General features: G+C 73.9%; 19 protein-coding genes. 10 read left to right on the forward strand and 9 right to left on the reverse strand.

Features of this window, described 5'->3' with window-relative positions:
• The first annotated feature begins 33 nt into the window (after window positions 1-33).
• From AB0953_RS21895 to AB0953_RS21905, 3 genes are read left to right on the forward strand one after another with little or no spacing between them, the layout of a single operon-like run.
• On the forward strand, window positions 34-852 hold the full coding sequence (locus AB0953_RS21895; protein WP_366861186.1) for an ABC transporter ATP-binding protein: 819 nt from the start codon (window positions 34-36) through the stop codon (window positions 850-852).
• Window positions 839-1732 (forward strand): ABC transporter permease subunit, encoded by an 894-nt coding sequence (locus AB0953_RS21900; protein WP_366861187.1) that lies wholly within the window; start codon window positions 839-841, stop codon window positions 1730-1732. The genes AB0953_RS21895 and AB0953_RS21900 overlap by 14 nt, the downstream gene beginning before the upstream one ends.
• Window positions 1733-1738: 6 nt before the next feature.
• Window positions 1739-2497 carry a sirohydrochlorin chelatase gene (locus AB0953_RS21905; protein WP_366861188.1) on the forward strand — a complete coding sequence of 253 codons (759 nt, stop codon included), beginning with the start codon at window positions 1739-1741 and terminating at the stop codon, window positions 2495-2497.
• Window positions 2498-2781: 284 nt separating this feature from the next.
• Here the strand turns inward: AB0953_RS21905 and AB0953_RS21910 are convergent, their stop codons facing one another.
• Window positions 2782-3789: a 2-dehydropantoate 2-reductase N-terminal domain-containing protein gene (locus tag AB0953_RS21910; RefSeq protein WP_366861189.1), complete on the reverse strand. Its 1008-nt coding sequence runs from the start codon at window positions 3787-3789 to the stop codon at window positions 2782-2784.
• A 354-nt stretch (window positions 3790-4143) separates the two neighbouring features.
• On the opposite strand from AB0953_RS21910, the gene AB0953_RS21915 reads away from it, so the two are divergent.
• Window positions 4144-5067, forward strand: coding sequence for a DNA/RNA non-specific endonuclease (locus AB0953_RS21915; RefSeq protein WP_366861190.1), 924 nt, complete (start codon window positions 4144-4146; stop codon window positions 5065-5067).
• Between the two features lie 96 nt (window positions 5068-5163).
• Here the strand turns inward: AB0953_RS21915 and infA are convergent, their stop codons facing one another.
• From infA to AB0953_RS21930, 3 genes are all read right to left on the reverse strand, one after another.
• Entirely contained in the window at window positions 5164-5388 is a 225-nt protein-coding gene (gene infA / locus AB0953_RS21920) for a translation initiation factor IF-1 (protein ID WP_366861191.1), read from the reverse strand.
• Window positions 5389-5451: 63 nt separating this feature from the next.
• Window positions 5452-6216 (reverse strand): GNAT family N-acetyltransferase, encoded by a 765-nt coding sequence (locus tag AB0953_RS21925; protein WP_366861192.1) that lies wholly within the window; start codon window positions 6214-6216, stop codon window positions 5452-5454.
• 202 nt (window positions 6217-6418) lie between these two features.
• Entirely contained in the window at window positions 6419-6973 is a 555-nt protein-coding gene (locus AB0953_RS21930) for a DUF1697 domain-containing protein (RefSeq protein WP_366861193.1), read from the reverse strand.
• Window positions 6974-7077: 104 nt separating this feature from the next.
• Here AB0953_RS21930 and AB0953_RS21935 point away from each other — a divergent pair, with 104 nt between their 5' ends.
• On the forward strand, window positions 7078-7935 hold the full coding sequence (locus AB0953_RS21935; RefSeq protein WP_366861194.1) for an aminoglycoside phosphotransferase family protein: 858 nt from the start codon (window positions 7078-7080) through the stop codon (window positions 7933-7935).
• Window positions 7936-7994: 59 nt separating this feature from the next.
• Here AB0953_RS21935 and AB0953_RS21940 read toward each other — a convergent pair whose 3' ends face one another.
• Window positions 7995-8789, reverse strand: a complete 795-nt coding sequence (locus AB0953_RS21940; protein ID WP_366861195.1) for an exonuclease domain-containing protein — start codon at window positions 8787-8789, stop codon at window positions 7995-7997.
• Window positions 8790-8849: 60 nt separating this feature from the next.
• Window positions 8850-10037, reverse strand: a complete 1188-nt coding sequence (locus tag AB0953_RS21945) for an SAV2148 family HEPN domain-containing protein (protein ID WP_366861196.1) — start codon at window positions 10035-10037, stop codon at window positions 8850-8852.
• A 547-nt stretch (window positions 10038-10584) separates the two neighbouring features.
• Here AB0953_RS21945 and glgX point away from each other — a divergent pair.
• Window positions 10585-12699: a glycogen debranching protein GlgX gene (gene glgX, locus AB0953_RS21950; RefSeq protein WP_366861197.1), complete on the forward strand. Its 2115-nt coding sequence runs from the start codon at window positions 10585-10587 to the stop codon at window positions 12697-12699.
• On the opposite strand, the gene AB0953_RS21955 is transcribed toward glgX, so the two are convergent.
• On the reverse strand, window positions 12684-14066 hold the full coding sequence (locus AB0953_RS21955; protein WP_366861198.1) for an MFS transporter: 1383 nt from the start codon (window positions 14064-14066) through the stop codon (window positions 12684-12686). The genes glgX and AB0953_RS21955 overlap by 16 nt on opposite strands.
• A gap of 82 nt (window positions 14067-14148) precedes the next feature.
• Between AB0953_RS21955 and treY the strand changes: the two genes are divergently transcribed.
• Both treY and AB0953_RS21965 read left to right on the forward strand, forming a co-directional pair.
• The gene (treY, locus tag AB0953_RS21960) at window positions 14149-16497 is read left to right on the forward strand and encodes a malto-oligosyltrehalose synthase (RefSeq protein WP_366861199.1); all 2349 of its coding nucleotides are present in this window, start codon (window positions 14149-14151) and stop codon (window positions 16495-16497) included.
• Window positions 16498-17052: 555 nt separating this feature from the next.
• Window positions 17053-18363, forward strand: coding sequence for a M14 family zinc carboxypeptidase (locus tag AB0953_RS21965; protein WP_366861200.1), 1311 nt, complete (start codon window positions 17053-17055; stop codon window positions 18361-18363).
• On the opposite strand, the gene AB0953_RS21970 is transcribed toward AB0953_RS21965, so the two are convergent.
• A complete protein-coding gene (locus tag AB0953_RS21970; protein WP_366861201.1) occupies window positions 18353-18838 on the reverse strand; it encodes a GNAT family N-acetyltransferase in 486 nt (161 codons plus the stop codon). The genes AB0953_RS21965 and AB0953_RS21970 overlap by 11 nt on opposite strands.
• Window positions 18839-18943: 105 nt before the next feature.
• Here AB0953_RS21970 and AB0953_RS21975 point away from each other — a divergent pair, with 105 nt between their 5' ends.
• Window positions 18944-19327, forward strand: coding sequence for a hypothetical protein (locus AB0953_RS21975; RefSeq protein WP_366861202.1), 384 nt, complete (start codon window positions 18944-18946; stop codon window positions 19325-19327).
• Window positions 19324-21144 (forward strand): caspase family protein, encoded by a 1821-nt coding sequence (locus AB0953_RS21980; RefSeq protein WP_366861203.1) that lies wholly within the window; start codon window positions 19324-19326, stop codon window positions 21142-21144. The genes AB0953_RS21975 and AB0953_RS21980 overlap by 4 nt, the downstream gene beginning before the upstream one ends.
• 78 nt (window positions 21145-21222) lie before the next feature.
• Here the strand turns inward: AB0953_RS21980 and AB0953_RS21985 are convergent, their stop codons facing one another.
• Entirely contained in the window at window positions 21223-21783 is a 561-nt protein-coding gene (locus tag AB0953_RS21985; RefSeq protein WP_366861204.1) for a DUF1707 and FHA domain-containing protein, read from the reverse strand.
• Window positions 21784-21827 lie beyond the last annotated feature (44 nt).

The following is a 21827-nucleotide window of genomic DNA, read 5'->3' on the forward strand; positions in this document are numbered from 1 at the left end:
CCGTAGCCCAGCAAACCCCAGGAGGTGACGACCATGGCCACCACTCTCGCCAAGGCTGCCGAGGGCGCGGTAGCGGAGCACGCGCACGCCGCCCGTATCGAGCACGTCTCGAAGTCCTTCTCCGGCCCGGCCGGATCGCAGCTCGTCCTGGACGACATCAGCCTCGATGTCGCTCCCGGAGAGTTCGTCACCCTCCTGGGGGCGTCGGGGTGCGGAAAGTCCACCCTGCTCAACCTGGTCGCGGGCCTGGACCGGCCGTCCGCGGGGTCGATCGAGACCCCCGGCGGCCGCCCGGCCCTGATGTTCCAGGAGCACGCCCTCTTCCCGTGGCTGACCGCGGGCAAGAACATCGAACTGGCCCTGCGCCTGCGCGGGGTGGCCAAGGCCGAGCGCAAGCCGGAGGCCGAACGGCTGCTGGAGCTCGTCCGCCTCGGCGGCGCGTACGGCAAGCGCGTCCACGAACTCTCCGGCGGCATGCGCCAGCGCGTCGCCCTGGCCCGCGCGCTGGCCCAGGACAGCCGGCTGCTGCTGATGGACGAGCCGTTCGCGGCGCTGGACGCCATCACCCGCGACGTCCTGCACGGCGAACTCACCCGCATCTGGGAAGCTGCGAACACCAGCGGCTCCGCCGCGGGGGGGCTGTCGGTCCTGTTCGTCACCCACAACGTCCGCGAAGCCGTCCGTCTGGCCCAGCGCGTCGTCCTGCTCTCCTCGCGCCCCGGCCGGGTCGCAAAGGAATGGGCCGTGGACATCCCGCAGCCGCGCCGCATCGAGGACGCGGACGTCGCGGAACTGTCCCTCGAGATCACCGAACACCTGCGTGGGGAGATCCGCCGCCATGGCCAGCACTGACACCGCCCCCAAGCCGGCCAAGGCCGACGACCTCGCCGGCCTCGAAGCAGGCCTCGACGCCCTCGACGCCGTCCAGACCCACCGCACCCCGGTGCGCGAGGTCCTCACCAAGAAGGTCCTGCCCCCGTTCCTCGCGGTCGGCCTGGTGCTGGTGGTCTGGCAGGTCCTCGTCTCGGCGAAGGTCACCGACGCCGCCAAGCTGCCCCCGCTGTCCGCGGTCGGACACAGCCTGTCCGAGATGTGGCTCAAGGGCACGCTGCTGGAGGTCGTCTGGACCTCCGTCTCCCGCGGCCTGCTCGGCTTCCTCCTCGCCCTGGCCATCGGCACCCCGCTCGGCCTGCTCGTCGCCCGCGTGAAGTTCGTGCGCGCCGCGATCGGCCCGATCCTGCAGGGCCTGCAGTCCCTGCCCTCGGTCGCCTGGGTGCCGCCGGCCGTGCTCTGGTTCGGCCTGAACGACGCCATGATGTACACCGTCATCCTGCTCGGCGCTGTCCCCTCCATCGCCAACGGCCTCGTCTCCGGCATCGACCAGGTCCCGCCGCTGTTCCTGCGGGCCGGGCGCACCCTCGGCGCCACCGGACTGCGCGGCGCCCGGCACATCGTGATGCCGGCCGCGCTGCCCGGCTACGTCGCCGGCCTCAAGCAGGGCTGGGCCTTCTCCTGGCGCTCCCTGATGGCCGCCGAGATCATCGCCTCCTCCCCCGACCTGGGCCTGGGGCTGGGCCAACTCCTGGAGAACGGCCGCAACAACATCGACCTGCCCGGCGTGTTCCTCGCGATCATCCTCATCCTCGTCGTCGGCATCGCCATCGACCTGCTGATCTTCAGCCCGCTCGAGCGGTGGGTGCTGCGCAGCCGCGGCCTGCTGGTCAAGGGCTGATCCGACGTGTCCACCGCCCCCGTCCTGCTCGTCATCGCCCACGGCAGCCGCGATCCGCGGCACGCGGCGACCGTGCACGCCCTCACCCGGCGGGCGCGGGCGCTGCGGCCCGGGCTGCGCGTGGAGACGGCGTTCCTCGACTTCAACGCCCCCCGGGTCGAGCAGGTGCTCGCCGCCCTGCACGGCGACGGCGTGCGCGACGTGGTCGCGCTGCCGCTGCTGCTGACCCGGGCCTTCCACGCGAAGGCGGACGTTCCGGCGGTGCTGTCGGAGGCCACGGCCCGGCTGCCGGGCCTGTCGGTCCGCGTGGCCGACGTCCTGGGGCCCTCGCCCCTGCTGACGGCCGCGCTGGAACGCCGGCTGGAGGAGGCGGGGCTCACCCCGGCGGACCGTGCGACGACCGGTGTCGTCCTCGCGGCCGCCGGTTCCACCGACCCGGAGGCGATCGCAGTGATCGCTGAAATCGCGCGGGAGTGGCGGCACACCGGTTGGTGCGCCGTGCGGCCTGCGTTCGCCTCCGCCGCGCTTCCCTCCACGGAGGACGCCGTACGGGCCCTGCGGGCCGAGGGGTGCCGCCGGGTCGCGGTGGCCCCGTACGTCATCGCCCCCGGGCGGCTGCCGGACCGGATCGCCGCGGGCGCCGCGGCGGCCGGGGCCGACACCCTGGCCGAAGTCCTCGGCCCCGCCCCGGAACTGGCCCGCCTCCTCCTGACCCGCTACGACGGGTCCCGCGCCACCACGCTCCGCCCGGCCCTGACGGCGTAGCCCCCGTCTGCCGCTGCGCGGAGCCTGTCCCCTCCCCGCCCCTTCCCGAACCGGGCTCCGCCCGGACCCGGTTCCGTGCGCTGCGCGCCCGGTGCGCTCAAACGCCGCGCGGGCTTGATTCCGCCGCTGCCCGGCAATTCCGGCACCGCCCGGCGGAAATCCAGCCTCGCCGGCGATTGAGGCGGAGCGGGGGCCGGGGCCGCAGGCCACGGTTTCGGGAAGGGGCGGGGTGGGGGAAGGCTCCGCGCAGCGGCAAACCGCGGCCGCGGCTTCGGCGGCGCGGCTTACCGGCGGGACTCGGCTTCGTCGGCCAGGGCCGTCAGGTCAGCGATCGACATGGCGCCCGGCGGCAGGGACTGCCGGGCGAAGATGTTCGCGGCGTGGCGGAGCGTCTCGTTGACCGGGGTCGGGATCCCGTGCAGCCGGCCCAGCAGGCACACCTCCCCGTTGAGGTAGTCCGCCTCGATCGACCCGGTACCGCGCCGCAGCGACTGCCAGGACGAGCCGCCCCGCACACCGGCCTCCGCTGCGGGGACCACCTTGCCCTCCCGCGCCGCCGCTTCCTCCTGCGCCGACGCCCACGCGATTCCCGCGGCCCGCAGCACCGCCTCCCCTTCCCGCCGGGCCCGCAGCAGCAGGGCCGCCTTGGCCGGGGCGGGCTCGGGCCCCGTGGTGGCCTGGATGGCGTTGCCGAGGTTCCCCAGCAGCTTGGCGTACTTCCACCGCATCACGTCGTCCACCACCGGCGCCTCGAACCCGGCGGCCTCCAGATCGGCGGCGACCCGCCGCACCCGCGCATCCGCGCCGCCGGCGGCGAGCCCGAGGTGCAGGATCCCGGTCAGCGGCGCGCACAGCGCACTGACCACCCCCGGCTCGAGGAACGTCGCCGGGAGCCACACGCAGACCCCGTACACCCGCGCGAAGCGCCGCAGGGCGAGCCGCTCGCTCTCGACGCCGTTCTGTGCGCACAGCACCGGCAGCCGCTGCGCCGCCGTGCCGCCGCCCGCCACCTCCGCGTCGCCCCACGCGTCGAGCGCGGCGACGGCGTCCTGCGTCTTCACGGTCAGCAGCAGGACGTCGTCCGGCCGCAGTTCGCCCAACTCGTCCGGGCCCGCGACCACGGGCAGCCGGTGGATCCGGGTGCCGTCCGCCGTCGTCAGCCTCAACCCGTCCGCCCGCAGCGCCTCCGCGTGCGCGCCGCGCGCGGCGAGGACGACCTCGCGGCCCGCTCCGGCGAGCCGCCCGCCGATGGTCGCGCCGATCGCTCCGGCGCCGATGATGATGTAACGCATGGCCAGGAGCCTGGCACATGCGGCCTTCCGGGTTGCGGCCGGGGCACGGCGGGCCGCGTGTGGCGTCTCTCGGCGGCTCGGCTTCGGAACGGGGCCCGGTGCCCGGTGCCCGAACAGCCGGCGGCTTCGGCTTCCGGCGGATGTGCGGGCGCAGGCAGGCGGGTTCAACCGTCCACCGGGCGAAACCTTGACGCGGCAACCATCCGTCTCACGGCCCGGAAGCGGGCGGTGCTCGCCGCGCCTGCCCCGGGGCCCGGTCGTACGCTGGATGTGTACGCACGAGCGGGGAGCGCCTGCCTGTTCGCGCCGGCGGGGCTTCCCGCGCCCGAACTCCCTGCGTGAAGGGAGCCTTCGATGGCTGCCACGAAGCACGCGTCCTCCCACACGAAGCCCAGGGCCACCCCGGCCCTCTCGGGCGACGGGCAGGACCCGCTCACCCTCCAGCGGCCGCAGCAGGCGGAGGACGCCGCCGCGCCGGGCTACGACACGGACTTCCTCTCGACCCCGATCGCCACCCCCAAGCTGAACCCGACCATCAAGACGGACGCCGTCGAACTGAACGGCTCCGAGGTCATCCCGTACACGCACTTCTCGCTGGCGCTGAGCGCGCCGCGGCGGTTCGCGATCTGGGTGGCCTGGAACATAGACGGCGGCAGCATCAAGAAACTGGACCGCAAGGGCATCGATTTCCGCAAGGACCCGCGCCTGCCGGCGGCGGCCCAGGTCAGCAACGAGCTGTACAAGGACGACCGGCTGGACCGGGGCCACATCGCGCGGCGCGCCGATCTGCTGTGGGGACCGCTGCCCGATGCGCAGAAGGCGAACCGGGACTCGTTCTTCTACACGAACATCACTCCGCAGATGGACGACTTCAACCAGAGCGCCCGCAACGGCCTGTGGGGGCGGCTGGAGGACGCGGTCTTCGAGGACGTCGAGGTCGACGACCTGCGCGTCAGCGTCTTCGGCGGCCCGGTCTTCCTGCGCGACGACCGCTTCTTCCGCGGTGTGCAGATACCGCGGGAGTTCTGGAAGGTGCTCGTGTACACGGAGGGCGGAACGCTGAAGTGCAAGGCGTTCCTGCTGACGCAGAGCCTGAACCTGGCCGAGTCGCTCGACCTGAACGAGTTCCGGGTGTTCCAGGTGAAGCTGAGCGAGATCCAGAACCGCGCCCACCTCCGCTTCCCGACGGCCATGGCCAACGCGGACACCCTGGCGGTGCCGAGGGCCCTGGCGGAACGCGCCCCGCTGGAGCGCCAGCGCGACATCGACTGGAGTTGAACCGGCCCGGCCCGGAGCCAGGCGGAAGGGACACGGGCCTCCCGCGCCGGCCCGGGGCGTGCGCCCGGGCCGGCCCGGGCGCACGCTCCCCTCGGCTCAGGTCCGGTAGCGGTACAGGATCCGGCCGCGGGTCAGGTCGTACGGGCTGAGTTCGACGAGCACCCGGTCGAACGGGAGGATCCTGATGTGGTTCTTGCGGATCTTCCCGCTGATGTGGGCGAGCACGTGGTGCCCGTTGTGGAGCTCCACCGTGAAGGTGGCGTTGCGCAGGCATTCGACGACGGTGCCCTCGATTTCCAGGCCGTTCGCGGTCCTCGCCAAGGTCCCTCGTTTCTCGAATCGGGTGTGTGGTGGGGTGGGAGAAGGGTGTGCCGGGGACGTGGCCTAGCGGCGCACCAGTTCGAGGTTGCTGCCGGCCCGGCGGGCGCCGATGCGCTCCAGCAGTTTGATCGCGGCGGTGTTGGACGCATCGACCTCGGCCCAGGCCGAGCCGATCCCCACGGCGTGCAGCGAGCCCAGCGCATGGGCCAGCAGCGCCCGTCCGATGCCTCGGCGGTGGTGGCCGGCCCGCACCGCGACCAGTCCGATCCGCGCCCGGCGGCGGACCGGAACCACACGGACCAGCCCGGCGTAGACGCCGTCCCGGACCGCCACGGTGTACCTCGCCGGGTCCAGCGGCAGCGCCCCGGCGGGGCAGGGCAGGACTTCGGCCGGCATGGTGCGCCATCCGACGGCCGCCTCGACCTCCTCGCGGATCGCGCGGTCCAGCGCCCGCAGCAGTTCCTCGTCCGCTTCCGCGCCGGGCAGGACCGTGACGCCCTCCGGCGCCCGTACCGCGGCGAGCCCGGTTTCGTACGGGTCGGTGGACAGGACGTACTCGCCCTCGCGGCGGGCGAGGGTGAAGCCGGCCTGCTCCCAGCGGGACCTCAGGTCGGGGTCGGCCTCGTCGACCAGGGCGTGGAGAGGGGCCGGCAGGTCCGCCAGGATCGCGGCGGCGAGCCGGCCGAAGGCCTCGTCCTGCCACACGTCGATGCTGACGAAGAGCCGCCCGTCGGACCGCTGGGCCACGTCGCCGTGGCCGACGGTGCGGCCGCCGGAGACGGCCTGCCACTGGGTTTCGGACACGCGGTCGACCATCAGGGAGTTCATGGTTGTCGCCTTTCGGAGTGCCTGGTTGTGAAGGCGCTCCCGACGACACCTGGGTCAGTCGCACACCGTGACGGAAGGAGGGAGCACCCACCTCGATACTGCGTTCATGGGTGTCACCTCCTCGCGTCCTGCCACGGTGCTCCGCACAGTAGCAACGGGCGGCTTGCCCGTCCCACCCGTTTTCCGGGCTCAGTCGCCGATCTCAGTCGCCGGTCATCTCCACGAGCTTGACGACCGTGTTCCAGTTCCTGGTGGTGGCGTCGATGCCCTTGAGCACGGCCGGCCGGTGGAGGGCCTCGGCCAGCTTGGAGCGCCCGAGGCCGTCCGGCGCGTACAGGTAGAGGACCCGGTCCCCCACGCGGAACTCCTCCGGCAGGAACTCTGACGCCTCGATCCGGGCGAACCGGGAGGGATCCGGCTGCTCCGACAGGAACGTCACGTGCAGCTGCCTCCCCTCCAGTTCCCCGGCCGGGAACGGGCAGGCCTCGGCCACGGCCCGCAGACGGGCTCCGTCGATCACCAGGCACGCCACCGGGAACCCGAACCGCGCCTCGACGGCCTGTTCCAGCTCCCGCGCGAGGGCGTCGGCGTCCCGCTCCGCGGGGGCGCTGAAGACGGCGTTGCCGCTCTGCACGTAGGTGCGCACGTCGCCGTGGCCGAGCCCTTCGATCACCTCGCGCAGCTCGGCCATGGGCACCTTCTTCCTGCCCCCCACGTTGATCCCCCGCAGCAGGGCCGCATACATCGTGTCGCTCATGTCCGCACGATAGTGCGAGCCGTCGTGCGCCGGCGGCGTCAGCGCACCGGTGCGGCTCCCGTCCCGGCGGCCTTCTCGGCGCGGGCCGATGCGAGACTGGGGCCATGGACGAGGCACACGCCAGGGCCGTACTGGCCGCGGCAGGACTCAGCGACGGCCCTGCCCCCGCGCTCCTTTCGCTGGGCGAGAACGCGGTGTTCGCCACCGCCGACCTCGTCGTGAAGGTCGGGAGGGAGGCGTCGCTGCTGGAACGGGCCGAACGCGAGCTCGCCGTGGCCGGCTGGCTGGAGCAGGCGGGGATCCCGGCGGTCCGGGCGGCCGAGCCCCGGCCGCGGCTGGTGGACGGCCACCCGGTGACCGTCTGGCACCGCCTCCCGGACGCGGTCCGCCCGGCGGGTCCGCAGGACCTGGCGGCTCTGCTGCGGCAGATCCACGCCCTGCCCGAACCGCCGTTCGCCCTGCCCGCCCGGGACCTGCTCGGCGGCGTCGAGCGCTGGCTGAGGCTGGCTGGCGCGGCCATCGACCCCGCGGACGCGGCATACCTGCGCGCCCGCCGCGACGCGTACGCGGCCCAGGTGTCTGCGCTGACCCCGCACCTGCCGCGCGGCCCGATCCACGGCGACGCCCTGCCCCGCAACGTGCACGTCGGCCCCGGCGGCCCGGTCCTGGTGGACCTGGAGACCGTCTCCTTCGACCTGCGCGAGCACGACCTGGTGGTGATGGCCCTCTCCCGCGACCGGTACGGCCTGCCCGCCGAGGCGTACGACGCGTTCACCGCCGCCTACGGCTGGGACGTGCGCGACTGGGAGGGCTGCTCCGTGCTGCGCGGCGCCCGCGAGACGGCCAGCTGCGCCTGGGTCGCCCAGCACGCCCCGGCCAACCCCGCGGCCCTCGCCGAATTCCGCCGCCGCGTCGGCTCCCTGCGCGAAGCGGACCCGCTCCTGCGCTGGCACGCCTTCTGACGGCCCGTCGGAGGAGAGGGCGGTCCGGGGGCATCCCGGGGGGCGCGGGCGGCGGGCCCCTAGGCCGGCACCCCGGCCGCCGCCTCGGCCCCCGACCCCGCCTCCGCCGTGCCCCGCAGCGGCCATGCCGGGTCGATCACCGCGTCCGCGGTGCCCTGGCGGCGGAGGTAGGCCTCGAAGTCCCGGGCCCAGCGCCCGTGCCAGGCGGCCTGGCGGGTGTGCAGGACATCCGGGGCGAGGGCGGCCACCTCCGGGTGCCGGGCGGCTATCGCGCGGGCGACCTGGACCGCGGCGAGGGCGTCGGCCCCTGCGTCGTGCGCGGCGTCGAGGGTGACCCCGTACACTCCGCACACCGCCTCCAGCGTCCGCTTGCCGCGCCGGTAGCGGTCCACGGCCCGGTCGATCGTCAGCGGGTCGACCACCGGCCCGGTCGCCGCCCCGCCGAGCCGGTCGGCGAGCGACGGCAGCCCGTGGCGGGCGAGCTCGGCCGTCAGCAGGCTCAGGTCGAAGGCCGCGTTGTACGCGACGACGACGGCGCCCTGCCGCCACTGCCTCACCAGCACCTCCGCGACCTCGTCGGCGACCTCCCGCACCGGGCGGCCTTCGGTGACGGCCCGCTCCGTACTGATCCCGTGGATGGCCGAGGCCTGCCGCGGGATCGGTATGCCCGGGTTCGCGAGCCAGGTGCGCCGCTCGTGCACCTCGCCGCCGCGGACCTCGACCACGGCCGCGGTGACGATCCGCGACTCGCCCGGCTCCGTGCCGGTCGTCTCCAGATCGAACCCGACCAGCACCCCGCCGTGCCACTGCGCCTGCGAGTCCCCCGACGGCTCCGAGCCCCTCGACTCCCCCATCACGCATCCTCCCCCGTACTTCCGGTCAACGACTTTCAGCCTGACACGGGCCACTGACAGTCACGACACCGGCCGGGAGTCCTGCCAGATCGACTCGAACTCCTCCCTGTATGTGGGGAAAAGTCCGTTCTCTCCGTGGCCCGCGTCCCCCGCGGGGCTCCGCGCGCCGCCGCCCCGCAGCACCAGCACCGGCGCCTCCATGCCCCGCGCCCGCCGCAGGTACGACTGGACCACCGCGATGCCCGAGGCCTCCCCCTCCACCAGGTACGCCGTGAAGCGCGGCGTCTCGTCGAAGACGTGGATCTCGAACCGGGAGGGGTCGCGCAGCCCGGCCCGCACCCGCCGCACGTGCAGGATGTTCATCTCCACCGACCGGCTGAGCTCGCCCTTGCGCAGCCCGAGCTCCCGCTCGCGCCGCTTGACCGCGCTGCTCGCCGGGTTCAGGAACAGCAGCCGCACCCGGCAGCCCGCCTCGGTGAGCCGGACGAGTCTTCGGCCGGAGAAGTTCTGGACCAGCAGGTTCAGGCCTATGCCGATGGCGTCGAGCCGCCGGGCCCCGCCGAACAGGTCCTCGGCCGGCAGCTGCCGCTGGAGCCGCACCCGGTCGGGGTGGACGGAGACCACGTCCGCGTACCGGTCGCCGACGAGGTCCTCGACCGCGTCGATCGGCAGCCGGTCCGCCGACGGCGAGCCGGAGCCCCCGCCCAGCACCTCCAGCAGCCGCGCCGAGGCCCGCTCGGCCTGTTCCAGCACCGCCCGCGACAGGGCCCGGTTGCGGGAGACGACGTTGCGGGTGACCTCCAGCTCGTCGAGGGCGAGCTCGATCTCGCGCCGGTCGTCGAAGTACGGCTCGAAGCAGGGCCAGTGCTGGACCATCAGCTCGCGCAGCTGCGGCAGCGTCAGGAAGCTGAGCACGTTGTCGTCGGCGGGGTCGAGCAGGTAGCCCTTGCGCCGGCTGACCTCGCGCACGGCGACGGCCCGCTGCACCCACTCCTGCCCGGCGGGTCCGGCGGCGGCGACCACCCAGTCGTCCTCGCCGTGCACGGGCTCGTAGATGGGCCGCAGCACCGCCCCGACCACCGACCGCAGCCGCTGTTCGATCAGATTCAGCCAGATGTACGCCCGGCCCGCCCGCTGGGCCCGGGTGCGGACCTCGCTCCACGCGTCCGCGCCCCAGTCCAGTTCGGCCCCGGCCCGCGCGCTCCCGGCGGCCGGCGAGTCCGCCAGCGAGACCGCTCCGGCCGGCACGCCCCCGGCGCCGCCCGGCGCACCACCCGGCAAGCCGCCGACCCCGCCCGGCACCCCTCCGGACCCGCCGGGCACTCCGCCCGCCGCGCCTCCCGGTGCGTCCGCCGGGCCACCCTCGTGACCGCTGTCACCAGGGGGCAGCTCCAGACCTCCCGAGCTCACCCGTGCACCGCCTTCTGCGTCTGGACGCCCGTCTCCAGTGATCACGGAAGGGTACTCCGAGCCCGGCGCCCGGTGCAGCCCGATGCCGCCCCGCGCAGCCCGACGAACCGTACGCCGGTGATCTGTTGACCCATTATCGGATGCGCGGACAGTCCGCTGACCCGCCTATCGGCTCCCGGGGTCACCCGGCAGGAGCAACCCAAGTCCCCGCGTACGGCTCCACTTTCGGGGAAGATCCTGGCAGTGAAGCGGTTCGCGCCGAGTCAGCCCAGTCCGTCGAACAGATTGACGTACCGACATATCTGCACACCGACACACCAGTTCACCGAAACCACACCGGTTTATCGACGCATCAGCCCGACAGCGAAGGGAAGAGTCGTCCTCCATGCAGGTCTGGCCGGGACAGGCGTATCCGCTGGGAGCCACGTACGACGGCGCCGGCACCAATTTCGCGGTCTACTCCGAGGCGGCGCGGCGCATCGAGCTGTGCCTGCTGCACGACGACGGCTCGGAGACGGCGGTCGAGCTGCGCGAGACCGACGCCTTCGTCCGGCACGCCTACCTGCCCGGCGTCATGCCGGGCCAGCGCTACGGCTTCCGCGTCCACGGACCGTACGAGCCCGAGCGCGGCCGGCGCTGCAACGCGGCCAAGCTGCTGCTGGACCCGTACGCGCGGGCGATCGCCGGGAACATCGCCTGGGGCGAGGAGGTGTACGGCTACCACTTCGGCCGGCCCGATTCGCGCAACGACCTCGACTCCGCCCCCCACACGATGAGCTCGGTCGTGGTCAACCCGTACTTCGACTGGGCCAACGACCGCCCGCCGCGCCACGAGTACCACCGCACGGTGCTGTACGAGGCCCACGTCAAGGGGCTGACCATGCGCCACCCCGAGCTCCCGGAGGAGCTCCGCGGCACTTACGGGGCCCTGGCGCACCCCGCCGTCATCGCGCACCTCACCCGGCTCGGGGTGACGGCACTGGAGCTGATGCCGGTCCACCAGTACGTGCACGACCACCGGCTGGTGAACGACGGGCTGACCAACTACTGGGGCTACAACACGATCGGCTTCTTCGCCCCCCACAACGGCTACGCCTCCGGCGACCGCGGGCAGCAGGTGCTGGAGTTCAAGTCGGCGGTCCGGGCCCTGCACGAGGCCGGGATCGAGGTGATCCTCGACGTGGTCTACAACCACACGGCCGAGGGCAACCACCTGGGTCCGACGCTGTCGTTCCGCGGGCTCGACAACGCCTCGTACTACCGGCTGGCGGAGGACCCCCGGCACTACATGGACACCACCGGGACCGGGAACTCGCTGCTGATGCGCTCCCCCCACGTGCTCCAGCTCATCATGGACTCGCTGCGCTACTGGGTCACCGAGATGCACGTGGACGGATTCCGCTTCGACCTGGCGGCCACGCTGGCCCGGCAGTTCCACGAGGTCGACCGGCTCTCGTCGTTCTTCGACCTCGTCCAGCAGGACCCGGTCGTCAGCCAGGTGAAGCTGATCGCCGAGCCCTGGGACCTGGGCGAGGGCGGCTACCAGGTGGGGAACTTCCCGCCGCTGTGGACCGAGTGGAACGGCAAGTACCGCGACACCGTGCGGGACCTGTGGCGCGGGCAGCCGCGCACCCTGGCCGACTTCGCGAGCCGGCTGACCGGTTCCTCGGACCTCTACCAGGACGACGGCCGGCGGCCGCTCGCGTCCATCAACTTCACCACCTGCCACGACGGTTTCACCCTCCACGACCTCGTCTCGTACAACGAGAAGCACAACGAGGCCAACCGCGAGGGCAACCGGGACGGCGAGACCCACAACCGCTCCTGGAACTGCGGGGTCGAGGGCCCCACGGAGGACCCCGAGGTCCTGCAGTTGCGCGAGCGCCAGATGCGCAACTTCACCGCCACCCTGATGCTGTCGCAGGGCGTGCCGATGCTCAGCCACGGCGACGAGTTCGCCCGCACGCAGGGCGGCAACAACAACGCCTACTGCCAGGACAACGAACTGGCCTGGGTGCAGTGGCCGGAGCCCGGCAAGCCGGCGCCCTCGCTGCTGGAGTTCACCCGGCGGATGGTCTGGCTGCGGCGCGACCACCCGGTGTTCCGCAGGCGCCGGTTCTTCCACGGGCGGCCGGTCGAGGGCACCCACGACGAGCTCTCCGACATCGCCTGGTTCACCCCGTACGGAGAGCCGATGCGCGCCCGCGACTGGCAGGCGCAGCACGCGCGGGCCCTGACGGTGTTCCTCAACGGCGAGGCGATCAGCGAGCCGGGCCCGCGCGGGGAGCGGATCACGGACGACTCGTTCCTGCTGATGTTCAACGCGGACCCCGATCCGCAGGAGTTCACGATCCCGGCCGGGCACGGGGACCGGTGGCGCCTCGTCGTGGACACCGCGCGCCCGGACGTGCTGCCACCCGGCACCGGGCCGCAGTTCTCGGCCGGGGACCGGGTGGCGCTGACGGGGCGGTCGCTGGTGGTGCTTCAGCGGCCGGCGTAGCGGGAGCCGGGCGAGGCCGTCTGCTGCTTCGGGATGAAGACCCGGGGTTCGGGTGCCGGGTCGGGCGCGGGGGCGGCCGCGGGCCGGAGGGCGGGCGCGTGCGGGCGGGCGGCCGGGACCCGCGTGGCGAGCGCCAGCAGCAGGGCCGAGGCGGCCGCCCCGACGGCGACCGCGAAGGCCCCGGTGGGCCCGTACGCCTCGGCGAGCCGCCCGGAGGCGGCGAGCGCGGTGGCCTGGCCGGCGACGAGGGAGCTGGCCGCGAAGGCCATGGCCTCGGCGAGGCGGGCCGGGGCCACGGCCCGCTCGGTGAGGGCGAACGCGGTGATCAGGTGGGGCGCGTAGGCGGCGCCGAGCACGGTGACGACCGCGTACAGCGGGGCCAGGGCGTGCGTGAGCAGCAGGGGCGCGGAGAGCACGAGCGCGGCGGCGGTGGCCACCCGCCAGCGCAGCCGCAGCCCGAACCGGGCGGGCAGGGCGCCGAGCGCGAGGCCGACGGCGGCGCTGACGACGCCCATGGCGGCGTAGACGATGCCCGCCTGGCCGGGTACGCCCAAACGAGCGGTGAGGGCGGCGATACCGGCCTGGCAGGCGCCGAACATGGCGCCTTGGAGGAAGAGGGAGCCCCGGACGGCGTACACGACGCGCGGGTGCGCCGCCCGGGCCCCGCGGCTGCCGGGGGCCGCGGCGCGCCTCCGGGCGGCCCGGCCGGCGGCCCGCCCGGGGGCCCCGGGTTCTGCGGCCCCCGCCGGGCTCCCGGCCGTGACGGCGGCCGTCGGGTGCAGGGCGAAGGCGGAGCCGAAGACGGCGACGAGGGCGGCGGCCAGGCCGAGCGCGAGCGCGGGGTGGGCGACCAGCGCCGCGAGGCCGACCAGGGCGGGGCCGAAGACGAACGAGACCTCGTCGAGGGTGCCTTCGAGCGAGTGGACGGCGCCGACCACGCCCTCCCCGGCCCCCGCCCGGTGGGCCAGGGCCACGGACCGGGTCCGCGCCAGGGGCCCGATCAGCGGGACGGAGGCGCCGGTGACGGCCCCGAGCGCGGCGAGCGGCGCGGTCGGCAGGCCCCCGAGGGCGCCCGCGACGAGCGCGGCGGTGGCCACGGCGTTGACCGCGGCGGCCGCCAGGACCACGGGCCGCTGCCCGCGCCGGTCGGCGAGGCGGCCCAGCACCGGCCCGCAGAGGACCTGCCCGGCGGACAGGGTGCCGCCGACGATGCCGGCGGTGGCGAGCGAGCCGCTGGTCTCGGCCACCAGCAGCACGCTCCCGAACTGGGACATCGCGACGGGCAGTCGGGCGAGGAACGAGTAGAGCGGGAGTAGGGGCCCGGTCAGGGCGATGACGTGTCGATAGGTGCTGACGGTTCCAACCACTCGATCAACGCTAACGCAGTGCAGTCACCCGGATGCATTGGGTCATGGCACGGAATCGGGCAAGGTGGGTACGTACGTTCTCATGAGCCGGCGTCATACGCACTTCACAACGGAATCCGATGTTCTGACAGCTGTCACTCCCGCGACACCCACCTCGACGCGCCCCTCCGCCCCGACCCCGACACCCGCCCCGACGCGCCCCACGACCCCGACCTCGACGTACCGCCTCCAGCTGGGCCCGCAGTTCCCGTTCGCCGAGGCCGAGCGGGCCCTGCCGCACCTGGCCGCGCTCGGCGTGTCGCACCTGCACCTGTCGCCCGTGCTGGAGGCGGTGCCCGGCTCGGACCACGGCTACGACGTCACCGACCACACCCGGGTCCGGGCCGAGCTGGGCGGCGAGGCCGGACTGCGGTCGCTGGCCGCCGCCGCCCGGGCCCGCGGGCTCGGGCTGGTGCTGGACATCGTGCCGAACCACATGGCGGTGCCGTCCCCGCTGCGGCTGAACCGGCCGCTGTGGGAGGTGCTGCGGGAGGGGCCGCACTCGCCATACGCACGCTGGTTCGACATCGACTGGGAGGCGGGCGGCGGGCGGCTGCTGCTGCCGGTGCTCGCCGAGCCGCTGGACCCGGCGCAGTGCACGGTCGACGGGGACGTGCTGCGCCACGGCGGGTGGGAGTTCCCGCTGCGCGCGGGCACCGCGGGGCTGGCCCTGCCGGAGCTGCTCGCCGCGCAGTGGTACCGGCCGGCCTGGTGGCGCCTGGCCCGCACCGAGCTCAACTACCGCCGCTTCTTCACCATCGCGCACCTGATCGGGGTCCGGGTGGAGGACCCCGGGGTGTTCGCGGCCACGCACGCGAAGGTGCTGGAGCTGGTGCGCGACGGGGTGGCCGCCGGGCTGCGGATCGACCACGTCGACGGGCTCGCGGACCCGGAGGGCTACCTGCGGCGGCTGCGGGCGGCCGTGGGGGACGCCTGCTGGGTGGTGGTCGAGAAGATCCTGGCCCGGCGGGAGCGGCTGCCGTCGCACTGGCCGGTGGCCGGGACCACCGGGTACGACGCGCTGCGGCAGGTGGACGGGGTCTTCACCGACCCGGCGGGCGCCGCCGAACTGGCCCGCCGCTACCGGGAGTCCACCGGCCTGCCGGACGACTGGCCGAGCACCGCCCGGGCCTGCGCCGAGGAGGTGCTGACCGGCGACCTGGCCGCCGAACTGGGCCGCCTGGAGCGGGCGGCCGGCCCGCGGCTCGCCCCGGCGGTGCGGGAGCTGCTGATCGCCTATCCGGTGTACCGGCCGTACCCGGGCGACGGCGGGCCGGACCCGCAGGCCCTGGCGGAGGCGGCCCGGCGGGCCGGTGCGGAGGCGGTGGAGGGCGTACGGGACCTGGTGCGCGGGGATCCGGCCTTCGCGGCGCGCTTCGCGCAGACGTCGGCGGCGCTGCGCGCCAAGTCGCTGGAGGACCGCGCCTTCTACCGGTACGCGCCGCTGCTGTCGGCCACCGAGGTGGGCGGGGACCCGGGGTGCCCGGCGGTGGCCCCGGAGGAGTTCCACGCGTACTGCGCGGCGCTGGAGCGGGACTGGCCCGGCACCGGGACGGTGCTCACCACGCACGACACCAAGCGCAGCGCGGACGTCCGCGCCCGCATCGCGGCGCTGTCGCAGGCGCCGTCCCTGATGGACGGGGCGCGGCAGCAGCCCGCCGGGGCGGACCCGCAGCTGGCCTGGGTGGCGCGGCAGACGGCGTTCGGGCTCGGGGACGACGTGCCGGACCGCGACGGGCGGATCGGGGAGGCGCTGCTGAAGGCGGTCCGGGAGGCGGCGCTGCGGACCAGCTGGACGGAGCAGGACGCGGCGTACGAGGCCGCGGTCGCGGAACACGTCCCGCCGTCGGGGGAGCTGCCGGCCGAGGTGGCGCAGGCGGCCCGGGCCAACGTGCTGGGGATGGCCCTGCTGCACCTGGCGATGCCGGGCGTCCCGGAGGTGTACCAGGGGGCGGAGACCGAGTACCGGGCGCTGGTGGACCCGGACAACCGGCGCCCGGCCCGCTTCCCGTACGAGGCCCTGGCCCGGCTGGACGCGGGGGCGGCGCCGGCGGGGGTGGCGCAGGAGAAGCTCGCGCTGACGGCGGCCCTGCTGCGGCTGCGCCGGGACCGGCCCCTGCTGTTCCGCGGGTACGCGGCGCTGGCGGCGCGGGGGCCGGCGGCCGGCCACTGCCTGGCGTTCGCCCGCCCGGGCGGCCTGGTCGCGGGGGCCACCCGCCTCTCGCTCCGGCTGGCCCGGTCGGGCGGCTGGCGGGACACGGTGCTGCCCCTGCCCCCGGGCCGGTGGGCCCCCCTGCTGCCGGCCCCGTCAACCGTGTACGAGGGCGAGGCCCCCCTCGCGGACCTCCTGTCGACCTGGCCGGTAGCAGCCCTCACCCCCGCCGAGCCCTGACCCCCGCCCACCAGCGCCCCGGGACGCTGCACCAGCCGCCCCGCACGACGCCAGAGCCGCACGTGACGCAACACACCCGGGGCCCCTCAGCCCACCGCCAAGTGAGCCGAACGGGCCCCGGAACGCAGCACCCCCACGCTGGAGCGCACCCGGCGCAAAGCACCGGGGGCCCCTGAGCCCCACCGCCACCCGAGCCGAACGGGCCCCGGAACGCAGCACCACAACCGGCCCGCGCGGCGCTGGAGCGCACCCGGCGCGGAGCGCCCGGGGTGCCAGTCCCGCCTGCGTGCGGGCGGAGGGGGGCGGGCGGAGCCCCGGCCACCCGGCGGAGCCGCATATCCGGCACAGCGGGAAGGGGCAGGGAGGGAAGACGCGCACCGGGCCGGGGAGGACCGCGGGTCCCCGCGTCGGGCCGACGGCCTCGGCCCCCGGTCACCCAGCCCCGCCACCCCCAGTAACGACTTTGGCCACGACCACCCCCTCCGTCAGCGGATTCCGGGAAGTGCGGGGCGTGCGGAGCAGTAGGGGGCGTGCGCGGCGGGCATTGCATCAGACGTGACCCTCCTCCGTGACATGCGCTACCCCACACCGCGCGAACTCGCGCTCGCCGCCCGCGCCCTCGCGGACGAGCACCCGCACCTGGCGCGCCTGCGCCGGGCCGGCAGCTCCCGGGCCGGGGAGCCGCTCTGGCTGCTCTCCGTCGACCCCGGCGGCGCCGAACCCCAGGGCCGCGGTGTGCTCGTCGTCGCCGGAGCCCACGCCAACGAACCCGTCGGCGGTGCCACCGCGCTGACCCTGGCCCGCCGCATCGTGCAGGGCGGGGCGCCGCGCGCCGGCTGCGGCTGGCACTTCCTGCTGTGCGCCGACCCCGACGGGGCGGCCCTGCACCGCACCCCGCGCCCGCACTCGCTGCTCGACTACCACCGCAACTTCTACCGCCCGCCCGGCCCCGAACAGCCCGAGTGGGCGCCGTCTTTACTGCCCCCGGACCGGCTGCCGCCCGAGACGCTCGCGCTGACCGCCCTCATCGACGAGCTGCGCCCGGTGCTCCAGGTCTCCCTGCACGGCACCGACCTCGGCGGGTCCTGGGTGCAGCTCACCCGGGACATACCGGGCCTCGCCGAACCCTTCGCCAAGTCGGCCGCCGAGCTGCGCATCCCGGTGGAGACCGGGGCCTCGGACGCGGCCGGCTGGCCCTCCCCCGGCCCGGGCATCTTCGTGATGCCGGAGCAGGAGGCGGCGACGGGTGCGCCGGGGGCCTTCCACCCGGAGGACACCCGGCTCAGCACCTGGTGCCGCACCCACCGCTACGCCGGCACCACCGCCATCGTCGAAGTCCCCATGTGGGCCTCCGACCTGGTGGACGACCCCGCCCCGCACCCGGACCCGCGGGGCGCGCTGCGGCTCCTGGCCGCCCGGCTCGCCGCGGACGCAGCGCTCGTCGCCGCCGTGCGGCGGGAGGTGGCCGGCGGCGCACCGGCGGACGCCTTCACGGCGGAGGCGGGCCCGGCGGACGCCCCGCTGCTGCGCGCCGTCGACTGGACGCTCGGCCTGATCCCGCAGATCACCGCCGAGTGGACCGGCCCCGGCGCCCCCGCCGAGGCCACCGCGGCGCGCATCGCCAGCATCGACGCCTTCGGGCGGCGGCTGTCGCTGCGCGCCGCGGCGATGCTGCTGCGCGTACTGCGCGGGCAGGACCATCCGGCCGCACCGGGTCTGGACCGCCTCGTCACCGGCTGGTGCACGGAGTTCGCGGCCCGGTTCCAGGCCCGGTGGGTGCCGGTGGCCACCCAGGTCGAGCACCAGTCCCGCACGGTCCTCGCCGCGTACGAGAGGCTGCTCGCGGTCGGACCGCTCAATCCGTAGCGGCGGCCGCGGCAGGCCGCACGGCCAGCGCGTACCGGCGCTTGGGCAGGCCGGCGGCCCCGATCCGGTCGTAGAAGCGGATCGCGCCCTCGTTCCAGTCGGGCGTCTGCCACTGGACCTGCTCCATGCCGAGCTCGCGGGCGAGCGCGGCCACGCCCTCCATCAGGGCGGCGCCGAGTCCGTGGCCGCGGGCGCCCTCGGCGAGGTAGAGGCAGTCCATGTGGAGGTAGTGGCGGGCGTCCCAGAACGCGAACTCGGCCGAGCAGGCGGCGTACCCGGCGACCGCCCCGTCCGGCCCCTCGGCCAGCAGCACCCACAGCCGCGCCCCTTCGGCGAACAGCTGCGGCCCGAGCCGCTCCCCGAGATCCGCCGGCCGCGGCGCGGCCCTCTCGTACGCCACGTGCTCGTGGATGAGCTCGACGAGCCGCGGCAGGTCCTCGGGCCGCGCCCGACGCACAACTGGCAGGTGATCCATACCCCCATCATCACCTGCGGTCGGCCGATGGTTGCCAGTGGCCCAGGGGCGGGACCACACTGGGAGTTACCAGCGCCGATCCCCTTCCCCGAGAGGGGTGAGCCGGTGAATTCGCTGCAGATATTCGTTTCCGAAGACGGAGCGGAAGCCGAGCACCTGGAAAGGCTGGCCGGCCTCCTGCGGCACGATTTGCTCCAATTGGAAGTTGACGAAGTAACCACTGTGCGGCGCGGCGATGACCCCGCCGGTGCGCGGGGGGTGGCCTTCGAGGCCGGGGCCCTGCTCGTCGACCTCGGATCGTCCGTCGCGATCCTCAAGGAAGTACTCCACGCCGTCGTCGACTGGTGGCGGCGCAGCCGGAGCCGCCCGACGATCCGGTTGGAGATGGACGGCGACGTACTGGAGATCTCCGAGGCGTCCACGGACCAGGTGAACCAGTCGATCGAGATCTTCGGCAACCGGCATTCCACGCACGGGGCCGCCTCATGAACGACTCACGCCATGCCCTGATCATCGCGAACGACGACTACGAGAACCCGGGGCTCAAGAAGTTGGTGTCGCCGGCGGCCGATGCCCTGGCGCTGGCCACCGTCCTCTCCAATCCGAAGATCGGCGATTTCGACGTCCAGGTGGCCCGGAACGAGCCCTCGTGGGTGATCGCCAGGAAACTCGACGACTTCTTCGACGAGCGGCGGCCCGGCGACGCCCTCATCGTGCACTTCTCGTGCCACGGGCTGAAGAGCGAGTCGGGGCAGCTCTTCTTCGCGGGGACCGACACGGTGCCGGGCAAGCCGTCCACGGCGGTGTCGGCGGATTTCGTCCGCGACCGCATCTCCTCCAGTCGGGCGCAGAGCATCGTGCTCTTCCTCGACTGCTGCTACGGGGGTGCCTTCTCGCAGGGGATGAGCATGCGGGCGGGCGAGGACGTCCATGTGCTCGAAGCCTTCTCGCCGGACAAACTCGGTGGCGGCCGCGGCTGGGCGGTGATCACCGCCTCCAACTCCATGGAGTACGCGTTCGAGGGCAACCACTTGAGCGATCAGTTCGACAGTCCGCGGCCCTCCGTCTTCACCGGCGCGTTGGTCAACGGCCTCACCACGGGCGAGGCGGACCGCGACGAGGACGGCCTGGTGTCACTCAACGAGCTCTACGACTACGTCTACGAGCGGGTTCGACAGGAGAATCCGCGTCAGACGCCCAGCCGCACCATCAACCTCCAGGGCGACCTGTACGTGGCGCACAGCGGCCGGAAGAGGATCAAGCCGGCCAAACTGCCGCCGGACCTCCAGGAAGCCATTTCCAGCCCGAACGTCTTCACGCGGCGGGGGGCGATCTCGGAACTCCGCTTCCGCATGACGAGTACGGACCTGGAGAACGCGGTGGGTGCGCATCAGGCACTTGTGGAAATGGTGAACACGGAAATCCAGTGGGTCGCCGACGAAGCCGCCGCCGCCCTGCGCGAGGTCGCAATCAGCCCCCAGCCGGCCGCGCTGGACTTCGGCAGCCTGGCCGAGGGATCGCCTCCGCCCCACACAGAGGTGCGCTTGCTGGGCCCTGCCCTGGCGAGGCACTGCGAGGCCTCCCCCGAGGACGACCGCATCAGGGTGGAGAAGACGGCAGACGGCCTGGACGTCTCGCTCGACACGTCCCCAGCGGGGCAGCTGAGCGCAGGCATCGCCCTGAAGGGCCCCGTGGGTGAGACCACGCTCCAGGTCGACGCGGAGATCACAGCCAAACCAGCGGGTAGGCCGCACGTCGTCGTCGGCACCGTTGCTTCGCCGCCACACGAACATGCACCCCGGCCGCCTGTGCAGCAGCCTCAGCGTGTACCTCCTCGGCCGCCGATCCAAGCGAAGGCCCACAAGGGTCCGCTCCCTCCGAAGGTCAAACAAGCTGTCGTACTGTCCGCCTGTGCCCTGGCGGCAGAAGTCGCTTCGGTGGTGTGCCTCGTACTGAGCTTGAGGAGTGCCCTCTTCGTCCAATCCGAACTCGTCGAGAAGACGGGAGCCGGAATGAAATTCGCCGACGCGGTGTCGAAGACGATGTACGACGTCGGGGTCATGGGCGGGAACGCTCTCGCCTCGGTCTTCACCGCACTTGCCGCGATCGCACTGGGACGGATCGCCGGACACACCTTCGCCGCGGCATTCGCCGCGCCGGGCATCGCGGTGAAGGCAAAGGGCCGTCCGGGGATCAACCGCGTGAGGAAGGTGCTCCTCCCCGGCACGGTGGCGCTGGCCCACATCACGCTCTCCCTGGCGCTTCTGTTCATAGGGGCCTATGCGTACTGCCTGGCTTTGCGGTGATCCCGGTGGTGACCCCGCATGCGGATCGGCGGGCCCGGTGAGTCCCGGCCCCGGCGCCCACGTGCGGGTGCGGGTGCGTCAGTGCGCCGACAGGCGGAAGACCGTGCGGCCGAAGCCGACTTGGTCGCCGGCGCGGACGACGATCGAGCCGGTCACCCGGCGGCCGTTGACCGTGGTGCCGTTGGAGGAGCCGAGGTCGGTCAGGACCCAGTTCCCGTCCCGCATGACGAGCTCGGCGTGGACCCGGGAGACCGTTTCGTCGGTGAGCCGGAGCCTGTTGCCCGGGTCGCGGCCGATCCGCAGGGCCGAGCCGTCGGGGTGCGGCAGCAGCAGCTTCGGGAGCCGTTCCAGGGTCCAGGCGCGCCGGACACCCGCGGAGACGGCCGAGACCCGGCCCACCCAGCCGAACAGGCGGCCGGTCCAACGCCCTTGGGGCTCCGGCTCGACCAGATCGGCGGTGAGGACGGCGAGTTCCTCGGAGCGGCGGGCGGCGAGGGCGAGTTCCATCCGGCGCACGAAGGTGTCATGGGACATCTTGCCCAGGGCCGCACCCTCGCGGAGCTGGTCCAGCACCCGGTCCCGCTCGGCGTCGGAGAGACGGGGAACGGGGTAGGCGGAGAACTTGAAACTCGACGTCACAGGGTGATTGTCGGCCCGTCGGGGGCGGAGTGTCCAGAACGGGT

The sequence above is a fragment of the Streptomyces sp. NPDC046866 genome (genome assembly GCF_040704625.1).
Taxonomy (GTDB): Bacteria; Actinomycetota; Actinomycetes; order Streptomycetales; family Streptomycetaceae; genus Streptomyces.

Excerpts from the sequence above, each read along its gene's own strand:
- AB0953_RS21895 (WP_366861186.1), top strand. The coding sequence starts at position 34 with ATGGCCACCACTCTCGCCAAGGCTGCCGAGGGCGCGGTAGCGGAGCAC.
- AB0953_RS21900 (WP_366861187.1), top strand. The coding sequence starts at position 839 with ATGGCCAGCACTGACACCGCCCCCAAGCCGGCCAAGGCCGACGACCTC.
- AB0953_RS21910 (WP_366861189.1), bottom strand. The coding sequence starts at position 3,789 with ATGCGTTACATCATCATCGGCGCCGGAGCGATCGGCGCGACCATCGGC.
- AB0953_RS21915 (WP_366861190.1), top strand. The coding sequence starts at position 4,144 with ATGGCTGCCACGAAGCACGCGTCCTCCCACACGAAGCCCAGGGCCACC.
- AB0953_RS21925 (WP_366861192.1), bottom strand. The coding sequence starts at position 6,216 with ATGAACTCCCTGATGGTCGACCGCGTGTCCGAAACCCAGTGGCAGGCC.
- AB0953_RS21930 (WP_366861193.1), bottom strand. The coding sequence starts at position 6,973 with ATGAGCGACACGATGTATGCGGCCCTGCTGCGGGGGATCAACGTGGGG.
- AB0953_RS21935 (WP_366861194.1), top strand. The coding sequence starts at position 7,078 with ATGGACGAGGCACACGCCAGGGCCGTACTGGCCGCGGCAGGACTCAGC.
- AB0953_RS21940 (WP_366861195.1), bottom strand. The coding sequence starts at position 8,789 with ATGGGGGAGTCGAGGGGCTCGGAGCCGTCGGGGGACTCGCAGGCGCAG.
- glgX (WP_366861197.1), top strand. The coding sequence starts at position 10,585 with ATGCAGGTCTGGCCGGGACAGGCGTATCCGCTGGGAGCCACGTACGAC.
- treY (WP_366861199.1), top strand. The coding sequence starts at position 14,149 with ATGAGCCGGCGTCATACGCACTTCACAACGGAATCCGATGTTCTGACA.
- AB0953_RS21970 (WP_366861201.1), bottom strand. The coding sequence starts at position 18,838 with ATGGATCACCTGCCAGTTGTGCGTCGGGCGCGGCCCGAGGACCTGCCG.
- AB0953_RS21980 (WP_366861203.1), top strand. The coding sequence starts at position 19,324 with ATGAACGACTCACGCCATGCCCTGATCATCGCGAACGACGACTACGAG.